Genomic DNA, 20,089 nt, shown 5'->3' on the forward strand with positions numbered 1-20,089 from the left:
TGGATGTCTCATCGACGTGCCACCCTTGCCCAGCTTTTGCGCAGCGAGCGGGGAGGTCGCGAGGGAAAGGACAGCGAGCGCGGGAAATGCATATTTCATGACGATGCTCCTTCGTGAGAATCAAGGTCACAAATCTAGGCCCAGGCCGCGCTCGGGCAGCGGCGGCAGGAGGTCGGCGCGATCCTGGCCTTGTGCTGGCGGACCATGCCCGTCTCTGGGGTCGACTGGCTTGCCGCAATTGTCCGGCAGCGGCGGAAGATCGGCGGGGAAGTCCGCGGGATGGGAACCAGCGCCCGTGGTCACCCCTTCAACCGGACCAGGGTCGAACTTGGCAGGGCCTCGCGCCTGGGGTCCGTCAATTGCAAGCCGCCCCAGGGTCTCCAGCGCGGAGGTCTTGTTTCCCGGATTATGGTCGAGCTGGCGCGCCAGCTTTTCCTTGTCGTCGACGATCATGGTCAGTTCGTCACGCACGCGCGTGACCCCCACATTGAACAGGCGCTGGTTCGAGAGGTTGCGCTCATGGCTCGCCATGACCGTGATCGCCTTGTCGGTCGTGATCCCCTGGGCCATGTGCATGTTGAGGCTATAGGCAAGGTCAAGGCGCGAGAGCATCGGATCGCCCACCGCCAGGGTCAGCTGTTTGTCCTGCCCGAGATTGACGGTAACGCCGGTGGCGTCGACGCGGACAACGCGCGCGATGGCGGCGTTCCACAGTTCTCGCGGCTTGTCCTTCGCCGTCCAGCGGATCGTGTCGCCTTCTCGGAGATGCAGGCCCTTCTTTTCGGAAAGTTGCAACCGGTCGCGCTGCTCGGTGGGGGACAGCCGGGCGGGATCGAACCGGATCTTGCGGCGGCCATCGGTGAGATCGACCCGGCCATTGGCATGAACCTTGAGGACATCATAGCGTCCGGCCTTGAGCCCGACATCGTTCGCGCCGCCCCGCCCAACCTCCAGCACCTGTCCGGCACGGTAATTGGCGGCATAGCGCAATTCTTCGCGAGTCATGTTGACGCGCTCGAAGATGGTAAGGTGGATGCCCTCGCCCTTGAGGGTGCCCTCTGCGGAAAGGCCCGCCTGGATGCACTCATTGATCGCCTGCCGGGTTTCGCGTCCCGAGGCGAACACTGCCGTCGCGGCGCGCTCCTGTGGCGACAAAGACAGCCAGCGATCGGCGGCTTCGTCCGCTGGGGCAGCGCTCTCAACCACCTTGTCGCCCAGCACTTTCATGGCCTGGCTGGCCTTGCCGAGATTGGCCAGCGCCGCGACGGCGCGCAGTTCGTCGGTGCGCTGGCGGATATTCTGGTCCATGCGCGCCATCGTGCCGCCGCCTGCCTGGATCATGGCGAAGGCCTTGCCGGCATCGATCGAAGAGAGTTGCTGGCGATCACCGACCAGAACCAACTGCTCGATCCCCAGCGCCGCGACAATCTGGTGTAGGCTCAGCATGTCGCGGGACGACACCATCGAGGTCTCGTCCACCACCAGCATGGCGCCCTCCATACGCTCGCGGGCCACCTCATAGGCAGGACCCTCGCGCCGCGCCACGAAGCGTTCATGGGCGAGAACAAAGGAGGCGATCGTCTGTGCCTCGATGCCTGCGCCTTCCTTCATGTCGGCGACCATCTTGTTCTGAACGGCGAGGCCGAGAATCTTGCGCCCCTCCCCTTCCGCAACCCGTGCGACCGCCGAGAGCATCGTTGATTTGCCGGCGCCCGCGACGCCCTGGATCGAGATCGTCCGATCGGAGGAACTGACGATCAGCGTGGCGGAGCCCAGCTGACCAGGGTTGAGCGGATGACTGCTTGCCTGCTGCAGGCGCTGCGGCGCCTCGGCAGGATCGAGCATGGGCGCTGCCTGCCCCTTGCTCGCCTCCACCAGGGCCAGGATATTCTCTTCGGTCGCGAGCGCCTCCCTCGTGGTTAACATAGGGGCGGCGCGCTCCACCCCGCGGAGCAACAGTCCCTTGTCGACGAGCTGCCCGATCCGCCGTTCGACATGCTCGATGGTCACGCCCTTCAACCCGAGGTCGAGCGCGGTCTTGGCAAGCTTATGCTGTTCGAACGCGGCTTCCCGCTCGCCATGGATCCGCACCGCCGAGGCGACCGCCAGCTGCGCGCGGCCCGCCGCGGGGCTTTGCACGATGCGGGCGATCCGGCGATCGACCAGCGGATCATCATGGGACAACACGGCGCCCACCGCATGCCATGCTCCGGCAACCGCGTCGCGGATGGCGCGATAGCCGGTTTCCAGACGCCCGGCTGCTTCGTGGCCCGCGCTCCGCAGGATCGCTGCCTCCCGCAATTCCTGCCCGGTAAAGCCAAGGCCTTCACCCTTGTCCTTCCAGCCCTGAAGCAGGGCCGCGCGATCCTCGACGTTGAGCTTGGGATCACGGGTGCGCGTGGTAATTTCGCGCAGCGCCTCGGGAGATTTAAGGCCCAGTTCCGTCGCCTTCTCCAATATGTCCTGCCGCCGCTGGCTGTACGCGTCGATCACCGGTTGCGGGACACCGGTAATCTCGAAGGTGCCGTGCTTTCCCTTCAGGTCGACGCCATAGCCGAGCTTCTCGATCTCGCCGCGCAGATAGGCATGATAGATGGCGCCGATCACGCTGTTGTTGCTCCAGATCCTGTCGGCATGGAGCGCCTGCCATTTGCCATCCAGCATCTTGGTGAGGTTCGCGATGACGGCGTGGATATGCCCCTGCGGATCAAGCGCCCGGCTGGTATCATGCTCGAACAGGGCATAGACGAGATTGCCGGTCGGGATCGGAACCTTGCGCCCCTCCTGGTCCTTGCGGCCTTCCGCCAAATTCTTCTCGACCCAGGCCATGGTCGCCTTCACCGCGGACATATTGGCGGCGAGAATGCGGCGGTCGCCCGCGACATAGGCCATGACCGAGGCGGACTTGGGCATGGAGAAGGTGAGGTCATAGCCGGCGCGTCGGTTCTCGACCTGCCCGACCTGTTCGCCCGAGGGCAATTCTCCCTTGAGGATTGCCTCGAACGCATCCTTGCCAACCTCGCCCGCCAGGCCCAGGTCGCGGGCGCCCTCCCCTTCCCAGAGGCTGAGTTCCGACGAGCCCTCGACGGTGTAATAATTGTCCTGCGCGAAATAGTTGGCGGCGCCCGATGCGGAGCGGACAGAGGCGATCGACAGCATGGATCATATCCCCCAATCCGCGCTGTCGCCAAGATCCTTGCCGCCCGAAAAATCCTGCCGCATCTCAATGAGCGACTGATCCTCCGCCGGCGCGCGCGGGGATGGCTGACTGCTCCCCTGCCCTGCCCGTCCGACGGGCTGACCCGTTGCCGGATCGGCGCGGTCTGCGAGCGCCCGGTCCGCCGCATGACGAGGGGCCACTCTGCTAGGTTCGGGCTGGTCGCGATCGGCAGCCCGCCGGGCTGCTTCATGCTCTTCATTTCTCTCTCCGAACAGGATGCGGGCGGCCATCTCCTTGGCAAGATTGACTTCGGGATCGGGCACCTCCTCGACAATCTGCGCCGCGCCATCCCGGCCGCCTGCCTCACCCCCCTCTTCCGCGAACAGGGCGTCGGTTCGCTTCGAGCGAACCGGGTTCACATGGGCACAGCGGACGAACCCTTGCGCCACCTGCGGATAGTCCTTCCACTGGAGGAGAATCCGGGCCGCGGGAAATCCGTCGGGGAATTTCACAAAGCCGTGCATGGACGGCAGGTTGGTGATGTCGTCGGCGATGACGAGCGGCTCGACCTGCTTGCGCGGTGTCAGGGTGGAGGCATCGCGCGTCTGGTTGTAGCCGTAGCTATAGGCCTCATCCATCTGCCGTACTTCTCGATTGCCGATATAGCGCGCGCACTGCTCGGCCGTGTCGAGATCCGCCGTGGCGAGGATCAACTTGGTGCGCGCCAGAGATGCCAGATTACGGGCGCCCTGCTCGCCATACACTTCGACCAATTTCTCGAAACTGTGGATGCCGAGGATCATTGCTCCGCCAAAGGCGCGGGCGGTCTGAAGCCCGTTTTCGATCGCGGGCAACCGGTGCAGCGCGCCCAGCTCATCGAACATGAACCAAGTGCGTAAATTGCGCGTGCGTGGCATGGTCATGAGCGTGTTGATGGCAAGGTCCATCCACAGCGTCAGCAGCGCCTTGTTCATCGGCAGATCGACATAGTTGGAGGTGATGAACAGGATCGAGCCCGGACGCTTTTCCTGGGTCATCCATTGCCGGATCGAGAAGGCTTCCCCCTCTTCCGGCAAGAAGCGCAACACCTGCGCATTGGTGTTGAAAACCGCGCGGATGGACTCCGCCATGCGAGCCGCCTCCGGCGCGGTGAGAGGATCGGCGATGGTGTTGGTGAGGAAGCGATGGACGCGTTTCAGATCAGCGGTCATCAGATTTTCGGCCAGGGCCAGATTGGTGGCCTGGCCGCGCTCGATGAGGCGCACGCACATCTCAATGAAGAGGGTCCGTGCCGCCAGTGCCCAGAAGGGTTCGGAGGAGCCGCCGTCGGACGGGATCAGCGCGGCGGCGGCGGCGGTAAATTCGCTATGGGTGGCGCAGTCGTTGAAGATCGACCAGGCCGGGCATCGCGCATCCATGGGGTTGAGGATCGTGTCCCGCTCAGGTTCATAGAAGGCCTCGACATAGGCGCCGGTCAGGTCGAAAATCACTGCGCTGTCGGCGCGCGCCCGCATCTGCGAGACGAGGCTGCGCAGCTCCGTGGTCTTGCCCGATCCAGTGGTGCCGATCAGCATGGTGTGCGACTGTTCCATCCGGTGCGGATAGGGAACACCGGCGAGACTATAGGGGTGGTGGATGCCCCTGCCCTTCCGCTCGGCAAAGGGAAGTCGCAATACTTGGCCCGGCGACAGACCCCGGCACAGCGCTGCGACGTCCTCCTCATATTTCGTCAGATTATGCTGATTGATCTCGCCACGCAGCAGGTCGACATCGACCAGCATGGCACCGCGTTCATGCCGCTCCTGAAGGATCGATTTCCCGCGTCGGCGCGACAGGTCGACGAACCAGATCGAGAGCGGCGCGACGATAAACAGCGAGATGAAAAAGGAGCCGAGCAGACCCCGCATGGCGATCGCCCAAGCGGTCTTCACCGCCGGTATGGCCGGCACCATCGGCATGATCGTGCGTAGCATCTCGCCATTGGGCAGGGTGACATTGACCCGCTTCGTGGGATCGAGACCAACCCAGTTCCAGAGCGCTGAATAAAGCTTCATGCAGATGAGCTGGAAGCCATGCTCATCGAGCCGGATCGACATGATGGCGAACCAGGCCGCGACGAACACGAAGAACCAGATGATGAAGGGCAGTCTGACCCCGGAAAACCACATCAGCATCTCGTGGGTGAGAAGCTGGCTGCCGCGAGTGAAATTGCCTGAATTGCGCTGCACCCGGCCGCGTGCCGAATGATGGGTGAGCGGGATGTTCTGGCCGTTCGACCTTATGTCCTTATGCGCCATGATATTGCTCCAGGCGCTTGTCGGTTTCCGCGATCATCCGCTCCCGCAATTCGGGATATTGTTCCAGGATGATGACGTCCAGGGCGAGGTTCTGAAACTCGGCCAACCGGGCCAGACGACGACGGCTGGAACCATGGTCATGGGCGCCGGCGAGATAGGCGTCGATGGCCCAGCGCACCACCTGCGAGGGCGACACATTCTGCTTGCGCGCGACATCCTCGATGAGCGTCAAATGGCGCGGATCGATGCGAACCGAAAGTCTTGGGGATGTGCCTGTCACGTCCAGCCTCCATTATGGTGGCTGGTGGGGATTAAAAAGGCAGGGCAAGGCATAGCGGATTTGCTTGCCTGAGGCAAGTCATTGAGCAATTTGCAGAAAATGCCGTCCGCAAATGTCTGACGCTCAAACCACTGAAATGCGTGGTTTTCTACGGCTTTCAAAACTGTCAGACACTGTCCGACCCATTATTTTGAGATTTATAGTTTATTTTCAATGACTTCTTGCACCAGCCGGTGCGTTCGGTGTGCTTAAATCCTTGGGCTTGAATCTGGTGCCTTGGGACGCTTTGATCGGTGATGTCATGGGAGGGTCAGCCGTTCCGGCGGGGGACTGGACCGCCCATCGGGCGGCCAGAAATGCGGCGTGGAGAAGGCGATCTTCGAGCCCTGGGGGCGGGCCTGAAACTGGCCTGCAAGTGGGCGGAGCAGGACCAATGTTCGGAAAATCCCACGCGGCCCTGGCCGCGTCGAGCCGGCAGGGGATCGTGACCCGAACGGGCGGCGACGGGGCATCGCCCCGGCGCCGTGAGCTCGGGGAGGCGACAGCCCTGCCAAGGGGTGTCTGCGGCCCGGCGAATAGAGCCCCGGTCGGCGGTGAGGAACGATCCGCCGAGCCGCCAAACTTGTCGCAGAGCGCCAAGGGCCGATGCCCATCCACGGTCCTGTTCATCATCATCCAGCCCCTCCGCCGCTGCCCCTGGCAGCGGCCCGGAGATGAGGGTTCGATGCCCTCATCTCCGGCATGACCTCACCCAGAAAGATGCCCCCCGATGACCGCTCATCCCGGGCCACGCAACCAAGGCCGGCATGGCTTCCTTTGCTCGTTCAGGTTGGATATAGAGAGGCTTGTCCGGAGCCCTATCTCATGGACAAGGAATACCCCATGGCAAAGACTGTGGAACAGGAACGCGCGGCGATTGAAGCCGAGCAAACAAGGCTCCAGGAGCGGTTGAAAGCGCTGGAGGAAAAAGAGCGGCAGATGGCGATCGCCGCCGTTGAAAAATCGGGATTGCTAAAGGCTGAGCCAAAGAAGCTGACGACCATTCTCAGCCGGATCAAGACGCTGGGCATCGATGAGGTTCAAAAGCGCCTGGCAGCGTGAAACCGATCGGCGCGGTCGCAGGCAGCACATGGACAGGCCGGGCTCGATGCCCGGTCTGTCCACATCTCGAAACATAAAATTGGGGGGAGAGCCATGAGGCCCTCCCCTGTCTTCAATATTCGTCTGTCATGGCGCTGGGCACTGTATGGACCACCCGGTCGATGATCGTCATCGGCAGGGCGTCATAATCCCCTTCGTCGATGGTGATGTAGGCGCCTTCTTCCTCTATAACGTGCTGGTCGAAGAAGCTGTGGAGCGCGCGGCGCTGCGCATTGGCAACAGCGGCGGTGAAGGCGGCGTGATCGGCAAGCGCATAGGTCGATGTGATCTGCATGGCGTCCTCCTGTCGTCTTGAATGACAGGGCATGGGCGTCGTGCGGGTCGGGGTCGGGTCAAGGACGCGGGGCACAGCCCCGCGCCGCGCAGCGGGGAGTGGGGGTGCCGATTTTGTCGGGGGTGGAGCGCAGCGAAGCGGAGCGTAGGCCGCGGCAAAATTGGGGGCACCGCTCATCCTTGCACGCGGCGCCGGCCCGCACGACATAATAGGAAGTCTGTGAGAGATTTTCCTTTCCTGTGGAAGCTCCGGCAAGGCGTAGCGCCGCGCGGTCCAAAGGGACCGTGCGACACGCGAGCGAGCAGGAAATAGGTCCGCGTTGAAGAAGGAATTGGACCGAGCGCGAAGCCCGGTCCCCGCTGCCGTCAGGGGTGACGTCCGCAGTGGCAATATTGTTCGTCGATGCCGGTGAGGGAGCATAGATCGGCACCAAAGTCGGCGTAACGCTCTTCTTCGTCCTCGACGTAACCGTGGTCATTCGCAATCACGACGGCATAGCGCTGGAGGTTCGGATCAAGCCGGTCGATGTAGCGCGCACATTGCTCACTGAACTGGCGGGCGTAGAGTTCAAAGGTAGCGCCTGCGGTGGCCCGCATCTCCGCCTCGGCGAGGCGCTCGGCGTCCGCTCGGAACTTCTCCAAAGCGATAAATTGCGGTGTGTCCTCGAAGCGCGAATCCGTGGACAGTAGGATGTGTTGGCGTTGTATGACCACGCGGTATGCCGGGCTGTCGACGGCGAGCGCTCGTAAGATTGTATAGCCGTTCGAGCGGGCGACCTGGTGTGCGATACGGCCGCTTAAGCGGTAGAGCCGGTCATATTCGGCCCTGAAGAAATCCCGTTCGATGCAAGTTCTGGCGACGCCGATTGAGCGTGCACAGGTCTGGGATAGGGCGAGATATTTTTCGAGGAGACGAATAAGGCGGAAGCCGGTAGCTTGCGCCGGCCAGTAGCCCGGTTCGTGTGAAGCGACGATGCGAACGCTTTGGGATTTTGTATTGGTCATGTGAGCCTCCATTACGTAGGTGCTCCCCATCTCCATCGGATGAGGATGAAGGCATCTGGGACGCGGTGTTGAGGCGGTCAGGGACGACGAAGTCGCCGCGAAGCGGGCAGCGGGGGAGCCGATTTTGTTGCTGCAGAGCGCAGCGAGGCGGCGGCAAAATTGGGGGGACCGCTGATCCTTGACGGCCGATCGACACCCAGCGTCATGCTTTGGCGATGAAGTCTCGTCTGATGCCGAGATGTGAGAGCCTGCTGCTTTGCCCCCGAACACCCTGCGGGGTTCGGGGTTAACAGCAAAGCACCGCATAATGGAAGTCTGTGAGAGATCCTCTTTAGCTGTGGAAGCGCCGGCAAGGCGGTTCGGCGCGGGGTTCGCAGGGACCGTGCAACATGCGCGCGAGCCGGTCTGACGATGACGGTCGCATTAGCCACAACCCGGTATCTGCGCCCCCGCTAGTGCCTTCCGTAGCTATAGCGATAGCGGTGACAAATCACAGATCGACATGGTGATCTGCGTTCGCGCTCGAGCGGGGATTCATAGCCAACATGCGCGGCTGCTCGACTATGCTCGGTCGCCCTATTCTGGCCAGCGTTCGTCCTGCCAGTCGCGCGAGGCGTGAATGACATGAAGGATTGAGACCACGGTCTGATCATTGGTCAGGGCATAGGCGATAATATATCGATAGCCGGTCACGCTTTTCTCGTAGGTGCCGGCAACGCGGCCTGGATGACCGGTTGCGAAATCACCGAGCGCAGCGCCTGTTTCACGGATACGCCGCGCGACCTTGGCGGCAGCGTCGGGATCATCGGCGGCAATATGGGCGATCTGCCGCCGAAAGTCTTCCAGCGCGGCAAGCGACCATTGGACACGCCTCACTGCTTAGGCGACCGCATACCCTCGATCATGGCATCGAGCTGGTCCATGGCTTCGTCGTGCGGAATGGTTCGCCCGTTTTCGACGTCAGCCAGGCCGCGCTGAATGCCCTCGATGATCTGGAGTTCGCGTTCGACATAAGCGGTCAGGGCTTCTGCCGCCAGAAAGGACCGGCTCCGTCGCATTCCACTGGCAAGACGGTCAAGTTTTGCGCGGGTTTCTTCGCTTACGCGGATCGTCATCGTCGTGGTTGCAGTCATGCGGTTTTCTCCGTTGTACACAAGCTAGCACAAACGCATCACTTTGTCATCTCTTGGGCGATTATGCCCATTCCAGGCGCGCCGTTTCATCCATGTCGGCAAGGACAAGGAGGTGCGTCAGGCGTTCGGCATTGGCGGCGACACCCGTCTCCAGGCAGCGCCGACGCACCGCCGGATGGGCGAGCCGCTCCCTGATCGGTTCGATGCCAATTTCACCAACATCATCGGGCGAAAGGCCAAGGCTTGCGAGCAGCGCGTGGGCATCGGTGGAAGCCAGATCGAGTTCCAGCCCGGCGTCGGAGGTCAGGGACACGCGCACCCGAATGTCGCGCGAATGGAGGCCGGGATAGATGGTCACGCGGCGCTGCCGAAATTGGGCCTCTTCCATCACCGCGACCACATCGGGATCATGGTCGAACAGAGTGCAGATGGTGGCGAGCGCGATGGGGCAGATGCACGCATCGAACTGGTAGGAGAGGAAATTATGCTGCCCGTTTTCCGGGTCGAGCAGCACGGTTCCGAGACGATCGCCTTGCTCTCGAAGCAACTGTCGAAAGGCCGCGAGCTGCCGCGCGGAGATCGTGGCGTGCCGAAAGGCGCCGTCATCGGAATTGGTAGCGATGCGGAATCTGATGGACATCTTGTCCTCCCTTGTTGGTCCGCTTTGCCGCGCCCCCTTTTCTCTTTGCTCTGGGAAAGCCGTTCATGGTGCCCACCAGAAGCAAAACCGTCGGACGGGGTGCCGCCTCGAAGCGGCGTCGAAGGGGTTCGATGCCCCTGAGCGCCGCATGATCAAGCAAGGAGAGGGACAAGAGGCCCCGGCCTTGGCCGGAGCCTCTCGGAACCGAGGCGTCAGCGCCCCTGGCGAACCCGAGCGGCCATGCGCTGCGGCGTCGGGCGGACGGTCTGATGGGCGAGCTTCACGACATGCAAAGGGACACCTGCCTGCCGCAGCTTCTGTGCGAGGTTCATCTGGATGCCGCTGCCTTCGCAGACCACGGCTTCAACCGGCTTGAGGGCCAACAGGCGATCGTTGCGCACGAACGCGGCCTTGGCGCCCAACCTTCGATCCAGTCGGAACATGATGACCTTCACGCCTCGCGCTGCCGCCCATGCCTGAGCGATGGCGTCGCAGCCTTTCGCCTGCGCGGTTGTTGCGAGCACCATCTCCGGAATTCGGGCTTTGATAGAGTCCAGACCCTTCCAGAGCAGGTCATGATCTTCCCACTGCTGGCCGCCCGAGAAGGCGACGATGGGGCCTTCGGGACTGAACTGCTCGCGGCGTTCCCGGCCACGCGCTGCAAGGAAGTCGCGGGCTTCGATCATCGATGCGGTGACGCCCTTCGAAACCCGGCTGCCACGCGTCGGCGCGTAGGGGCGTCCGGTCTCCACACGGTAGACCTCTGCCGCATGGTCGCGCATGCATTCCATGGCGTCGCGGCACCCTTGAAGGGTCTGGCAGAGCATCTGCGCTTCTTCGATCTGGGAAGCGTAGATTTCGCTGGGATCGAAGCTGCGCGCGAGGTCGCCGAGTTCCTTGGCGGCATCGTCTTCGCGGTCGTTGATGCGCTTCGCCACGACATGGAAGCTGTTGACGAAGCCCCAGGCGAGGTCGCCCGCGAAGGGTTCGAGACGGGTATCGCGGAACACGTCGAACAACGTCGCCATCACCATCTCGACTGCCGCGCGGGCTTGGTCAGGATCTGGCATTTCGAGCTGCTCGCTCTCGTCGACCGGCGAGAGCTTCGCGCGCTCGTCATGCTCGAGAAAGGCGTCGGCGTAGAGCGAACTGCGTTCGTCCGTACCCGTTTCGGTGGCGATGTGGCTGGCGAGATCGGCGAAGTTCGAGAAACTGTTGGTCATTTGAGCCTCCAAGGATTGGATGTCTCATCCGTTCGATGAGGCTTGCCTCAGGGCATGCGGTGGTCAGGGAGGTCAGGCACGGCGACCGGCTTGCCGTCGCCGCCGCCACGCGGGGAGCGGGGGAGCCGATTTTCTGACGGAGCCGCGCCAGCGGCATCGGGCTGAAAATTGGGGGGACCGCTCATGCTTGACGGACCGCCAACCCCGCATGCCACACTAGGCAGACACAAGAGAGGAATAGGGGTGTATAACCTCACCCTGCGTCACCATCCCGCAAGGGGATCGTGACCCGGATGGGCGGAGACGCGCTCGCGCGGCTCCGTGAGGTTAGCCGGGGTCGGCCACAGGCCGGCGGCGGCTTAGCGAATAGAGCCCCGGTCCCGTCCGGCGCGCTGCGCGGGGCGGGATGCGCCGAACGCGCAGACGGCTATTTCTGCGTCGGAACATCGTTGGAACTTTTCAGCGTCGATCATAGACTGAGGTGATGCAGGGGGAATCGAAAGCCTATCCAGGCGAAGTCGCGACACCGAACGATATCAGGCAGCTCGCCGACGAGTATCGCGGCGTGGCACATGATCTGATGGGCCGAGGCAAGCGCGGCAATCCTTCGAGCTGGGCGCCCGCGCGGATGACGGCAATCCAGGCAATCGAGCTTTACCTCAACGCGTTGCTGCTGGCGCGCGGCGTGAAGCCAGCCGAGATCAGAGGCTACCAGCATGACCTGCGCAAGCGCACAGCGAACCCCGCGGTATCCGCCCTGCGGCTGCGCCAACGCACGCTCGACCATCTCGGCAAACTAAGCGAAGGCCGAGAATATCTCTCGATCCGCTATGGCCCCGAACTGAGCGGCGACTTGTCCCAGCTCAATCGCCTGATGGCGACGCTCGACGAGGTCGCCATCAAGGTCGCAGGCGCGCTCGACAAGGCGAACGCTGCGCCGGCAACGGCCGCTCCACCGGCGAGGCCGGGACCGTCAACGGTCCCGGCCCGCGGGGCGGCGCCTGTCGTCACATCGGCCTGATCCAGTCGATGGCTTCGCGTCCCGATGCTGTCGCTGGCGGGGTCAGGCGCGTGGCTAAACGCTGCTATGCTTCCCGCGCGGCCGCGGCGCGTTCCGCCCGTTCATAGGCGCGCTTGAGATTGTAAGGATGATTGCCGGCGCGAACGCTCAGTTTGTGTTCGCCTATGGTGAGGTCAAGGCCAATGCCGAGGCGATTGCACAGCTTGGCGGCTTCGTCACAGACGTTTTCGATAACGACCGGACCTTCGACGTGGGCGGACAGGATGATCATGGCATGATCCTCAACACGGGCAATGCAGGAACGGCGAGCCCAGGGGTGGACTCGCCGGGAGGCGTGTGACGGGTCAGTGGACCGACCCGTCGTAGGAGAGGAGGAGATCGGGGCAGACGAGCTGATGTTCGGCGGCCACCAGCGACCAGGCGGCGGCGAGCTCGTCATGATATTCACAATCAACGATCGCATCGGCGCTGGCTTCGCCGAACTGGGCTTCCTCGAACGACCGGATATGGGCGGCGTCCGCAGCCTCGGTGATCGCGCCGGCGAGATGCGCGGCGATTTCATGACGGTTGAGCTGGTCGGCAGCCCGGCGGATGCGGGCGACCAGATGGGGGTTGAGGATTTCGATCCGGTGGGCGACCCCGGCGATCTCTTCAAAGCTGGCAAGCTGAAACATCTATCGTCTCCGTGAAGATGAGGGGGCGGCCCGAGGGCCGCCCGTCCGGGGCCAGAAGAACTCGATTTCCTCAGCGACGATGTCGGTGTTGTAGAAGGTACGGCCGTCCCGCTCGTTGCGGCTGTAGCGGATTTCGCCGACGACCATGAGCTTGTCGCCCTTCTTCTTGTGGTTGGCGACCGACTTGCCTAGGCCGTTGAACGCTTTGACGGTGTGGAATTCGTCGTAGGTTTCGGTGTAGCCGTTGTCGCCTTTTTGGACCTGGCCGTCCTTGATGACGGGCTTGCTGGTGACGAGGGAGAAGCTTACGCCGCCCTTGCTGTCGGTGCCGAAGCGGCTGATGTCCGAGGTGATCCGGCCTGAGAGAAAAACCTTGTTCATGATGCTGTCCTTCCTTTGCGCCAGCGGGCCGATCCCGCTGGGATGAAAAGACGACGAAGCCCGGGCATGAGGGGCTGGCGCACCGAAGCGTCAGCGCAGGGGAACCTGCGATCTTCCGGGTGGTGCGGGCAGAGGCCGTCAGGCCTCAACACGGCCGGAAGATCGCGGGTTGCGCCGGCCCCGCACGGGCGTAGTGTTCATCCCTTCAAGCGGGTGGCCGGATGGCCCATCGGGACAGGACTGACGGGAACGAGAGGTATGAGGAAGACGGCCGGATTTTGGACGGCCGCGACCAGGCGCCGATGCGGTTAGTCGCTGCCTCTTCGTTGCACAACCCGCGCAAGGCGCGCGTGGCAAGGCGGGAACAGGCTGGCCGGGTGCCGCGATGTTCTACCAAGGCGGGCGGTCTCCGGTATTGCAGCAAGGCGCGCGGAAGGCGCACGCGGCGTGACCGTCGGCCGCGAAAGCCCTCGCGGCCTCGGTGGTCCAAAATGAGCAGTGCAGATCACAGGCTGTAGACGCCCAGCACGGCGACGCATCGGCTCGCTGCGATCAATGTGGGTCTGTGATCCAGTTCTCCACTTTGAGCGCGCGTACGCGCGAGAACTCGCCCATGTTGGCTGTCACGAGCGTTGCGTCCAAAGCATAGGCGTGCGCGGCGATGAAGAGATCGTTGGGTCCAATGGGCTTCCCGGCAGCTTCGAGCTCAGCGCGAATTCCGCCATATTCTGTATCGGCCGGCACATCGAGGGCGAGAATTTGGACGCTGTCGAGAATGGCGTCGATTTGCGCGAGCAGCCTCGGCGACCCCTTTTTGGCGCAACCGTAGCGCAGTTCCGCCGCGGTAACGATGCTGACGCAAATGGCATCCGGCCCAACCTCGGCAATGCGCTTTGCGACACCGCCGTGAGGATTGCGAGCCAGTTCGGAGATGATATTGGTGTCGAGCATATAGAGGCTGCTCACAGGTCGATCGCCTTGGCCGGCAACAGCGTGTCGTCGATATCGGGGAATTGATCGTCAGGTCCCAGCGGTTCGAGACTGGCGAGAACCTCCAGGATATTCTTCCGGCGGATCGGCTCGATGATAAGGCGGGCGCCGTCGCGATAAATCATGACACTTGTCCCGGGGAGTTCGAAATCCGCAGGAATACGCACAGCCTGGCTCTTGTTGTTGCGAAACAGCTTTGCCTCACGTGCGGGCGTGGGATCGGAACGTCGGGGATCCATGAAGCCTCCTTTGCATATACATCAACATATACATAAATGATAAGCCGTTCAAGGCCGACGCTGACCATCGGCGCAGTCGGGGCGCCGACATTCTGAGTCCAACCTGGGCGAGGTAGGGAAGACAATCGGTCCGCGCGCCAAGCGCGGGGGGCGTTAGATCGTCTTGCGGCGCCGGGTCCGGCCGACATGGTCGGCTGATGCCTCGATATCGATGGCGAGCTGGGTCAAGGTGCGATGGGCGCCGAGGCGCTGCAGCCCGTCCATACGCGGGTCGCGATGGAGGTTGGCGATGCGTAAGCGGATGAGCGATGCAGCCACCCGCAATGTGTGGGGATCAAGCTCGGCCATGAGTCGCGTAATAGCAGAAATGCTGCTCTACCGGGAGCCAGGCGTGCTAATCGCCGTCAAATTGCCGCCAGCGCTGGACGAGCTCGACCATGTCGGTTTTTCGCCCGAAGGCATCTGGATAGATCGCGCCTTCGTGTTGGCCGAGAAAGCCGATGATCGTCGTCATATGGGTCGCGATCGTGGCATCGACACCAAAAAGGTCGGCGATGGGAAAATGTCCACAATCATCGCCGTTCCACCAGGCCAGGAGGAAATTGGCGACCCGGCGGGACTGCCCGGTGTCACACCGGGCAATCTCGATCAACCGATCAAGGGCCGCGGTCGCGGCTCGTTTGCCAAAGGGACCTTCTTCCATCGACCTTACACTCCATCATATTGCCAGGAGGATCATGCCTTAGCCGTCCTTTGCAAGGAAGAATCGAGGCCGGGCGAGCGGGCGGGATTGCCGCGAAGGATCCAGGGCAGCGGCTGTATGAGCCGGACCCAATCGGCGAACGAGGGAATGCGGCCCAGATCTTCAACCACATGTTGTTCGCCGATAAGGCGCACCGGCACCTCGGGCTGGTCACTGTTCGTGATGGTGACCCCGAATACCGTCTCGGCCTTTATATGCCCTCCCCTCGTCGGCCGGGGGCCGCGCGGAAACGAGAAAAGGCCCCCGCCCCTATGCGGAGCGAGGGCCCTATTGAGGGTGCGAAGGATCAGCCCGCGAAAGCGTGTTCGCTCGACGACTGGCCGAGGCCGGCCTCGGTGCGTTCGCGCGCCGCCTCGCCCACGCTGGCTTCGGCGCCTTCACCGGGCAGTGGCGGCAGGCTGTCGTCCGCCTTGGCCGCCATTTCGGCCGCGAGATCGCGGCGGCGGGTCGGGCGGGACCAGACGATGTTGTAGCTGCCGTCGTCTTGGCGGAACGCTGAGATGTAGAGCGGCGCGGCCAGGCTCGGATCCTCGATCTTGCCGTTGAGGAAGGCCTCGCCGGTGCCGTTCGAGAAGAGTTCGAAGAGCGCGCCGACCTGCACCCATGCCCGTGAGGCGGAAAGCGCCAGCACTTCGTACTTGGGCGCCTTGGGATTGGAGGAGTGGAGCTCACGCAGTGCAATGGTCATGGCGATCGTGAGCGTCGCGATCTTGCCGACGTGGATGCCGGCGTCATTCTGCTTGATGGAACCGATGTTCATGGGGATTCTCCTGGATGATGGCTCGAACTCCCGTGTCCGAGACACCTTCCTCCCTCCCCCTCCTCTCCTCGGCCGTTCGGCCGAGCAGGCGCGTTAGCGCCCCAATCCGAGGTCCGCACTTCGCGGCCTCGGGGTCGAGGTTCCCGGTCAGTGGAGCGAGCCGAATAAACCGCGCTTGGCCTCAGCCTGGTACGCACCGTCTTTTACGCCGATGCTTGCGCGCATGTCGGCTTCGAGTTCGGCCGCGAGACCATTGGGTATCTCCGTGTAGGGGGCAATAATGGCGATCGCGGCCTCGGGCGTCGACAATTCTCCCGGTTCCGTGCCGAGCCAGATCGTTGCCTCACCCTCGTCCGGCTCGTTCTCGGTCGGAGTGAAGACTTGGGCGAAGAAGGTTTGGAGCGGTCGGTCCCATCCGACGACGACGCGACACGCGCCGCTGCCGGCCTTGGGCTTGAGGTCGTATCGGCTCATGATGGACTCCTGCGTAGGCGTTGATCGATATGGCGCACCGCACCGTCGGGGCTTTTGCGGACGGCTGCTGCGGCGCGCGGGAGCCCCGCCTCGACGAGCAGCTTACGTGCGAGCCGCAGATACATGGTTCCGGCGAGGACAGCGTCCCGGTCGGCAGGCGTCGCGGATTTGATGTCAGGCATTGGCGTCCCCAGCCACTGTCCGCTTGTTCTCTTGTGCAGGCTCGAGGCCGATATTGATCGTGTCGCGGGCAAGCACAATCGCAAAACGCCGGCCCTCCGGCACAAACCATTGCGCGCGATAGGCGAGAATGGCGTGGAGGCGCTCGATCAGCGCCGCGTCGTCGCCCAGGAGCAACCGGGTCGCCATCTCCTGGGCATCAAGCAGGAACCGGCTGTGCTGGGTGTCCCAGCTGTCGGCATCACGATCGTCGCTTGGGCTGAAGCAGGCCCCTTCAAGAAGGTCGACAAGTTCGGCCGGTGTAAGGGCATCGCGTGACGCGAGCAGAATGCGGGCTTCCTCAAAGCTCCAGTGCGTACGTTCGTCATATTCGATGGCGACCGGCGCGGGGATCCGGATCTGGTCCGCCTCTTCACCGCTAAACTCGAGCACCAGAGTGAGGCGATTGACGGTGCCACTGTCGAGGCCGGGAAATTCACCGGGATCAAGTATTGCCGTCGCGCCGTCCCGCTCTATCTCGAACCGCAACACCGCGATGTGCGGCAAGCAATTGTACCAGCTATAGCCCGCCATCGTGTCGTCGGGCTCTGCCAGTCGACCCTCGTAGCCGCCGTGCTTGCCGAGTGCAAAAGCCGCGCATTGCTCGAAGGCCGGTTCGAAACTGTCGACAATGATGTGGTCTTCACTTGCAATGCGCTCGCCGCTGGCTGCGGAACAATTGTGAGGGTCGGCGGTCGCGGGCGACCAGGGTCGAAGTAGCGGCTCGGCCTCGGGAAGCGCGATGCCGAGTGCTGCGGCCTCGCGCCATTGTTCGTGGGCTAGGCGATGGGTGCCGAGCGATTGAATATGGCGATAGATGACGCAACGAACCCTGTCGCGCAGCGCGTCAAGCGCGGCGTTCTCGACCATCTCCTTGCGCGCCGGCAGAACAAGCTGAAGGTCAGGCGCATCGACGATATCGACACGGGCCCACCAGTTGCGCCGCTTTTCGCCGACCGATGGCAAAGCGGTCGCGACGATGACTCCATGGAAATTGACGCAGGGACTGAACCGCGTCGCGCGCAGGTCGTTGAACAGGCCAATGCGCACGCCGGCCTCCTCGACCACAACCTCGGCGCCGGCAAGCCAGTCCTCCTGATGGAGCGAAATGCCGCGAAGGCGCACCGGCAATGGACAATAGAGTGCAGCTGACTTCGCTGCCGCGTCGAGCGATTCCTTCCAACGCATATCGAGCTGAAACCGGATCGTGGTGCCGCGCGATCGGTTGAGCGAAGCAACGGCGACCGGAGAGCGGGCTTCCCACGCGTCGGCGGCGACACGCACTATCCAGCCCGCCCCTTCGTCATTCGCGCAGGACTGGACCTCGACATCGCGGCCCGCGAGGCTGAACACGCCCATGCCGGCCGGATCCTCACGCTTTGCAATGTCGTCGTTCCAGCCCGAGCGGCCCAGCGCGAGTATTACGGCGGGATCAGCTATGCCGGCACCATCGTCATTCACCGAAAGCCAGACATCGTCGCCGATGGTATGAACCTCGAGGTCGACAACTGTGGCACCCGCGCGGCGGGCGTTCTGCAAAAGCTCGGCGAGCACATCGCCGAGCGTGTTGTTGAACAGACGCGTGACCTTGGCGATCGCCGCAGGGTCGATCTCGCTGCGGATGATAGCGGGAAGGGACATGGGAACTCCTCGGAGCGGATTTGCTCCCGGCCCCTGTTCCCACTCCCCTTTTCGCCTTAGTCGATCGCGCTGAAGATCTCCGCCGCCTCGGGATGGTCGAGCGCATGATCGCGCAGCCGGTGGAAGGCCTGTGCAATGTGGTCGTCGTCATCGTCGAATTCGAACGAGAGATAGGAGAAGGTGAAAAGCGTTGCGATGATCCCGGCTGCGTCTGCAGAGACCTCGCCATCATAGCCGTTGCTGCCGCATCGGATCCGGAACCGATCCCGACCGTTCGGAGCGAGATAGAGCGGTTGGTGACCGACCTCGAAGAACTGCCAATATCCGCCGCTATAATCGGGCGAAAGCGACTGCATGAAAGTGTAGAGCAGCGTTTCGCCCTTGAAGAAATGACGTCGGCCAAACAGCGTCGGGATGAAGTTGATGCGCCTCTCGTCGGGCACGAGGCTGGCAGCGCGGAAGGCGGCATTCGGGGCGATATCGGACATGAGGGTTCTCCAGAGGAAAGGTTCAGCGCCGAGCACCTTTCCCGGCCTCGAAACCGCCTGTCCCGTTCCCCCTCCTCTTGAATCGGATGCCCGACGGACTGGCGCCCTCTCCTTTGCCGATTACCGCTCAGTGAGACTCCGAGGATTTGAGGACGGCAATCACGGCTTTGACATTGTCGATGGCCACTTCGAGCCGCCGGACGGCCTCGTCACGGCTGTCACAATCTTCTGGGGAAGAGAGTTCGATCATCAGGAACGCGAACAGCGTGTCGCCGCAGGCGCCAGCCTCATCGAGATTTTCGACATGCGCAAAATCGCCGCCGTCATAGGTTTGCGCGCAGATGCGCTGGAATTGGTTCAGCATCGCATGGATTTCCATTCATAGGAGTGAGGGCTGGATGCAGGGCAGCCGGGTCGAGGCGGCAAATGACCGCAGCAACGCAGCCATTTCGGCGCGAAGCCGGGCTCGATTGCTGATCACGGCCTCGGGATCGAGCGGTTGACCCTGGACATCGAAATAGCCGGTCGCCGGACGACCACCATCGACCTCGATGACGATGCGGTGTCCTCGCGGCTGGGCAGGCCCAGCATAGCGCGCCGTAAATTCACCCAGCCGGCCGGTAAGCCCGCTGATAGCCTTGCCCCACCGGATATGCCCTGCGCCCGCGACCTGTCCCACCTCAAGGCCTCGGGCGATCCAGGTCCGCAATTGCGCGCGCTGGAGAAGCCTGGTGTGGCGCAAGCGTTCCATGGTTCGACACAGAGGCAGCGCGCCGGCATGGGCGTCGGCAACGGCCAGGTCGTGATCCTGCGCGGCGATCAGGATGTCCTCAAATTCACGGCCTCGGAGGAGGTCTCCAAGCGACCCAGCTTGCGCCGCATCGTTCGCATTGCGGAATCCCCGCGTCGGACAGATCATGATGATGGTCGCTTGATGCGCGCCTGGCGCCCGGCGGATCGTGTCGACCAGACCCTCCTCGGCCTCGCGGGCGCTCATCAGCACAAGCCGCTTTGACCAGGGCGTCGGCCGGGCCGCATCGGAAGGCTGTGGCCAGGTCGAGGGTAGTGGCCGGGATGCATGACCCTTCCTGGCCGGCGCTTCACTGCCATTATGGTGAACGGCAAGATTGGCGCGCCGCGCAGTATCGAACAGATCGTCGATATTGCCGCCGCCTTCGCGGAAGCCCTTATGATAGGCCGAAACGAACCGTGGATCAGGACAACCAACCAACGGTTTGACGGGACCGCGCACATCCCAACCGGCCTG

The 20,089-nt window shown here is 63.0% G+C and carries 25 protein-coding genes and 1 pseudogene; 3 read left to right on the top strand and 23 right to left on the bottom strand.

What is annotated here, in order from left to right; translation table 11 throughout:
- Window positions 1–126: 126 nt before the first annotated feature.
- From mobF to SAB01S_RS13405, 3 genes are read right to left on the bottom strand one after another with little or no spacing between them, the layout of a single operon-like run.
- Window positions 127–3,159: a MobF family relaxase gene (gene mobF / locus SAB01S_RS13395; RefSeq protein WP_061939498.1), complete on the bottom strand. Its 3,033-nt coding sequence runs from the start codon at window positions 3,157–3,159 to the stop codon at window positions 127–129.
- Between the two features lie 3 nt (window positions 3,160–3,162).
- On the bottom strand, window positions 3,163–5,457 hold the full coding sequence (locus SAB01S_RS13400; RefSeq protein ID WP_061939499.1) for a type IV secretion system DNA-binding domain-containing protein: 2,295 nt from the start codon (window positions 5,455–5,457) through the stop codon (window positions 3,163–3,165).
- Window positions 5,447–5,737 carry a ribbon-helix-helix protein gene (locus tag SAB01S_RS13405; RefSeq protein ID WP_062733591.1) on the bottom strand — a complete coding sequence of 97 codons (291 nt, stop codon included), beginning with the start codon at window positions 5,735–5,737 and terminating at the stop codon, window positions 5,447–5,449. Before SAB01S_RS13405 ends, SAB01S_RS13400 begins: the two co-directional genes overlap by 11 nt.
- Before the next feature lie 864 nt (window positions 5,738–6,601).
- Between SAB01S_RS13405 and SAB01S_RS13410 the strand changes: the two genes are divergently transcribed.
- Window positions 6,602–6,838 (top strand): hypothetical protein, encoded by a 237-nt coding sequence (locus tag SAB01S_RS13410; RefSeq protein WP_327754317.1) that lies wholly within the window; start codon window positions 6,602–6,604, stop codon window positions 6,836–6,838.
- 112 nt (window positions 6,839–6,950) lie between these two features.
- On the opposite strand, the gene SAB01S_RS13415 is transcribed toward SAB01S_RS13410, so the two are convergent.
- The 6 genes from SAB01S_RS13415 to SAB01S_RS13440 form a co-directional block, all read right to left on the bottom strand.
- Window positions 6,951–7,172 (bottom strand): hypothetical protein, encoded by a 222-nt coding sequence (locus SAB01S_RS13415; protein WP_061939503.1) that lies wholly within the window; start codon window positions 7,170–7,172, stop codon window positions 6,951–6,953.
- A 365-nt stretch (window positions 7,173–7,537) separates the two neighbouring features.
- Window positions 7,538–8,176: a peptidylprolyl isomerase gene (locus SAB01S_RS13420; RefSeq protein WP_061939541.1), complete on the bottom strand. Its 639-nt coding sequence runs from the start codon at window positions 8,174–8,176 to the stop codon at window positions 7,538–7,540.
- 576 nt (window positions 8,177–8,752) lie between these two features.
- Entirely contained in the window at window positions 8,753–9,052 is a 300-nt protein-coding gene (locus tag SAB01S_RS13425) for a type II toxin-antitoxin system RelE/ParE family toxin (RefSeq protein WP_061939505.1), read from the bottom strand.
- Window positions 9,049–9,309 carry a CopG family ribbon-helix-helix protein gene (locus SAB01S_RS13430; RefSeq protein WP_061939507.1) on the bottom strand — a complete coding sequence of 87 codons (261 nt, stop codon included), beginning with the start codon at window positions 9,307–9,309 and terminating at the stop codon, window positions 9,049–9,051. Before SAB01S_RS13430 ends, SAB01S_RS13425 begins: the two co-directional genes overlap by 4 nt.
- A gap of 61 nt (window positions 9,310–9,370) precedes the next feature.
- Window positions 9,371–9,949 (bottom strand): hypothetical protein, encoded by a 579-nt coding sequence (locus tag SAB01S_RS13435; protein WP_061939509.1) that lies wholly within the window; start codon window positions 9,947–9,949, stop codon window positions 9,371–9,373.
- Window positions 9,950–10,161: 212 nt separating this feature from the next.
- Window positions 10,162–11,172 carry a DUF2493 domain-containing protein gene (locus SAB01S_RS13440; RefSeq protein WP_061939511.1) on the bottom strand — a complete coding sequence of 337 codons (1,011 nt, stop codon included), beginning with the start codon at window positions 11,170–11,172 and terminating at the stop codon, window positions 10,162–10,164.
- A gap of 484 nt (window positions 11,173–11,656) precedes the next feature.
- Here SAB01S_RS13440 and SAB01S_RS13445 point away from each other — a divergent pair, with 484 nt between their 5' ends.
- The gene (locus SAB01S_RS13445) at window positions 11,657–12,193 is read left to right on the top strand and encodes a HEPN domain-containing protein (RefSeq protein ID WP_061939513.1); all 537 of its coding nucleotides are present in this window, start codon (window positions 11,657–11,659) and stop codon (window positions 12,191–12,193) included.
- Window positions 12,194–12,320: 127 nt separating this feature from the next.
- Complete coding sequence (locus SAB01S_RS18495; protein ID WP_157078345.1) at window positions 12,321–12,533, top strand: hypothetical protein; 213 nt, start codon at window positions 12,321–12,323, stop codon at window positions 12,531–12,533.
- A gap of 4 nt (window positions 12,534–12,537) precedes the next feature.
- Here the strand turns inward: SAB01S_RS18495 and SAB01S_RS13455 are convergent, their stop codons facing one another.
- The 14 genes and pseudogenes from SAB01S_RS13455 to SAB01S_RS13510 form a co-directional block, all read right to left on the bottom strand.
- Window positions 12,538–12,867 carry a hypothetical protein gene (locus SAB01S_RS13455; protein ID WP_061939517.1) on the bottom strand — a complete coding sequence of 110 codons (330 nt, stop codon included), beginning with the start codon at window positions 12,865–12,867 and terminating at the stop codon, window positions 12,538–12,540.
- Window positions 12,868–13,248: a single-stranded DNA-binding protein gene (locus tag SAB01S_RS13460; RefSeq protein ID WP_061939519.1), complete on the bottom strand. Its 381-nt coding sequence runs from the start codon at window positions 13,246–13,248 to the stop codon at window positions 12,868–12,870. It abuts the gene before it with no gap.
- A 552-nt stretch (window positions 13,249–13,800) separates the two neighbouring features.
- Complete coding sequence (locus SAB01S_RS13465) at window positions 13,801–14,214, bottom strand: type II toxin-antitoxin system VapC family toxin (RefSeq protein ID WP_061939521.1); 414 nt, start codon at window positions 14,212–14,214, stop codon at window positions 13,801–13,803.
- Entirely contained in the window at window positions 14,211–14,477 is a 267-nt protein-coding gene (locus SAB01S_RS13470; protein WP_061939523.1) for an antitoxin, read from the bottom strand. Before SAB01S_RS13470 ends, SAB01S_RS13465 begins: the two co-directional genes overlap by 4 nt.
- Window positions 14,478–14,630: 153 nt before the next feature.
- The gene (locus SAB01S_RS13475) at window positions 14,631–14,825 is read right to left on the bottom strand and encodes a hypothetical protein (RefSeq protein ID WP_061939526.1); all 195 of its coding nucleotides are present in this window, start codon (window positions 14,823–14,825) and stop codon (window positions 14,631–14,633) included.
- 46 nt (window positions 14,826–14,871) lie between these two features.
- On the bottom strand, window positions 14,872–15,180 hold the full coding sequence (locus SAB01S_RS13480) for a DUF7673 family protein (RefSeq protein ID WP_061939528.1): 309 nt from the start codon (window positions 15,178–15,180) through the stop codon (window positions 14,872–14,874).
- A 32-nt stretch (window positions 15,181–15,212) separates the two neighbouring features.
- Window positions 15,213–15,440, bottom strand: a pseudogene (locus SAB01S_RS18875) (DUF6915 family protein); the annotation flags it as partial.
- Window positions 15,441–15,526: 86 nt separating this feature from the next.
- The gene (locus SAB01S_RS13485) at window positions 15,527–16,000 is read right to left on the bottom strand and encodes a DUF736 domain-containing protein (protein WP_062733593.1); all 474 of its coding nucleotides are present in this window, start codon (window positions 15,998–16,000) and stop codon (window positions 15,527–15,529) included.
- 147 nt (window positions 16,001–16,147) lie between these two features.
- Window positions 16,148–16,474, bottom strand: a complete 327-nt coding sequence (locus SAB01S_RS13490) for a hypothetical protein (protein ID WP_061939530.1) — start codon at window positions 16,472–16,474, stop codon at window positions 16,148–16,150.
- Window positions 16,471–16,656 carry a hypothetical protein gene (locus tag SAB01S_RS18155; protein WP_062017400.1) on the bottom strand — a complete coding sequence of 62 codons (186 nt, stop codon included), beginning with the start codon at window positions 16,654–16,656 and terminating at the stop codon, window positions 16,471–16,473. Before SAB01S_RS18155 ends, SAB01S_RS13490 begins: the two co-directional genes overlap by 4 nt.
- Window positions 16,649–18,334: an ATP-binding protein gene (locus tag SAB01S_RS13495; RefSeq protein WP_061939532.1), complete on the bottom strand. Its 1,686-nt coding sequence runs from the start codon at window positions 18,332–18,334 to the stop codon at window positions 16,649–16,651. The genes SAB01S_RS18155 and SAB01S_RS13495 overlap by 8 nt, the downstream gene beginning before the upstream one ends.
- 56 nt (window positions 18,335–18,390) lie before the next feature.
- Complete coding sequence (locus SAB01S_RS13500) at window positions 18,391–18,822, bottom strand: antirestriction protein (RefSeq protein WP_061939533.1); 432 nt, start codon at window positions 18,820–18,822, stop codon at window positions 18,391–18,393.
- A 127-nt stretch (window positions 18,823–18,949) separates the two neighbouring features.
- A complete protein-coding gene (locus SAB01S_RS13505; RefSeq protein WP_139111421.1) occupies window positions 18,950–19,186 on the bottom strand; it encodes a hypothetical protein in 237 nt (78 codons plus the stop codon).
- A gap of 15 nt (window positions 19,187–19,201) precedes the next feature.
- Window positions 19,202–20,074, bottom strand: a complete 873-nt coding sequence (locus SAB01S_RS13510) for a hypothetical protein (protein WP_139111422.1) — start codon at window positions 20,072–20,074, stop codon at window positions 19,202–19,204.
- Window positions 20,075–20,089: the final 15 nt, after the last annotated feature.

The organism is Sphingobium abikonense NBRC 16140 (assembly GCF_001598335.1).
Lineage (GTDB): Bacteria > Pseudomonadota > Alphaproteobacteria > Sphingomonadales > Sphingomonadaceae > Sphingobium > Sphingobium abikonense.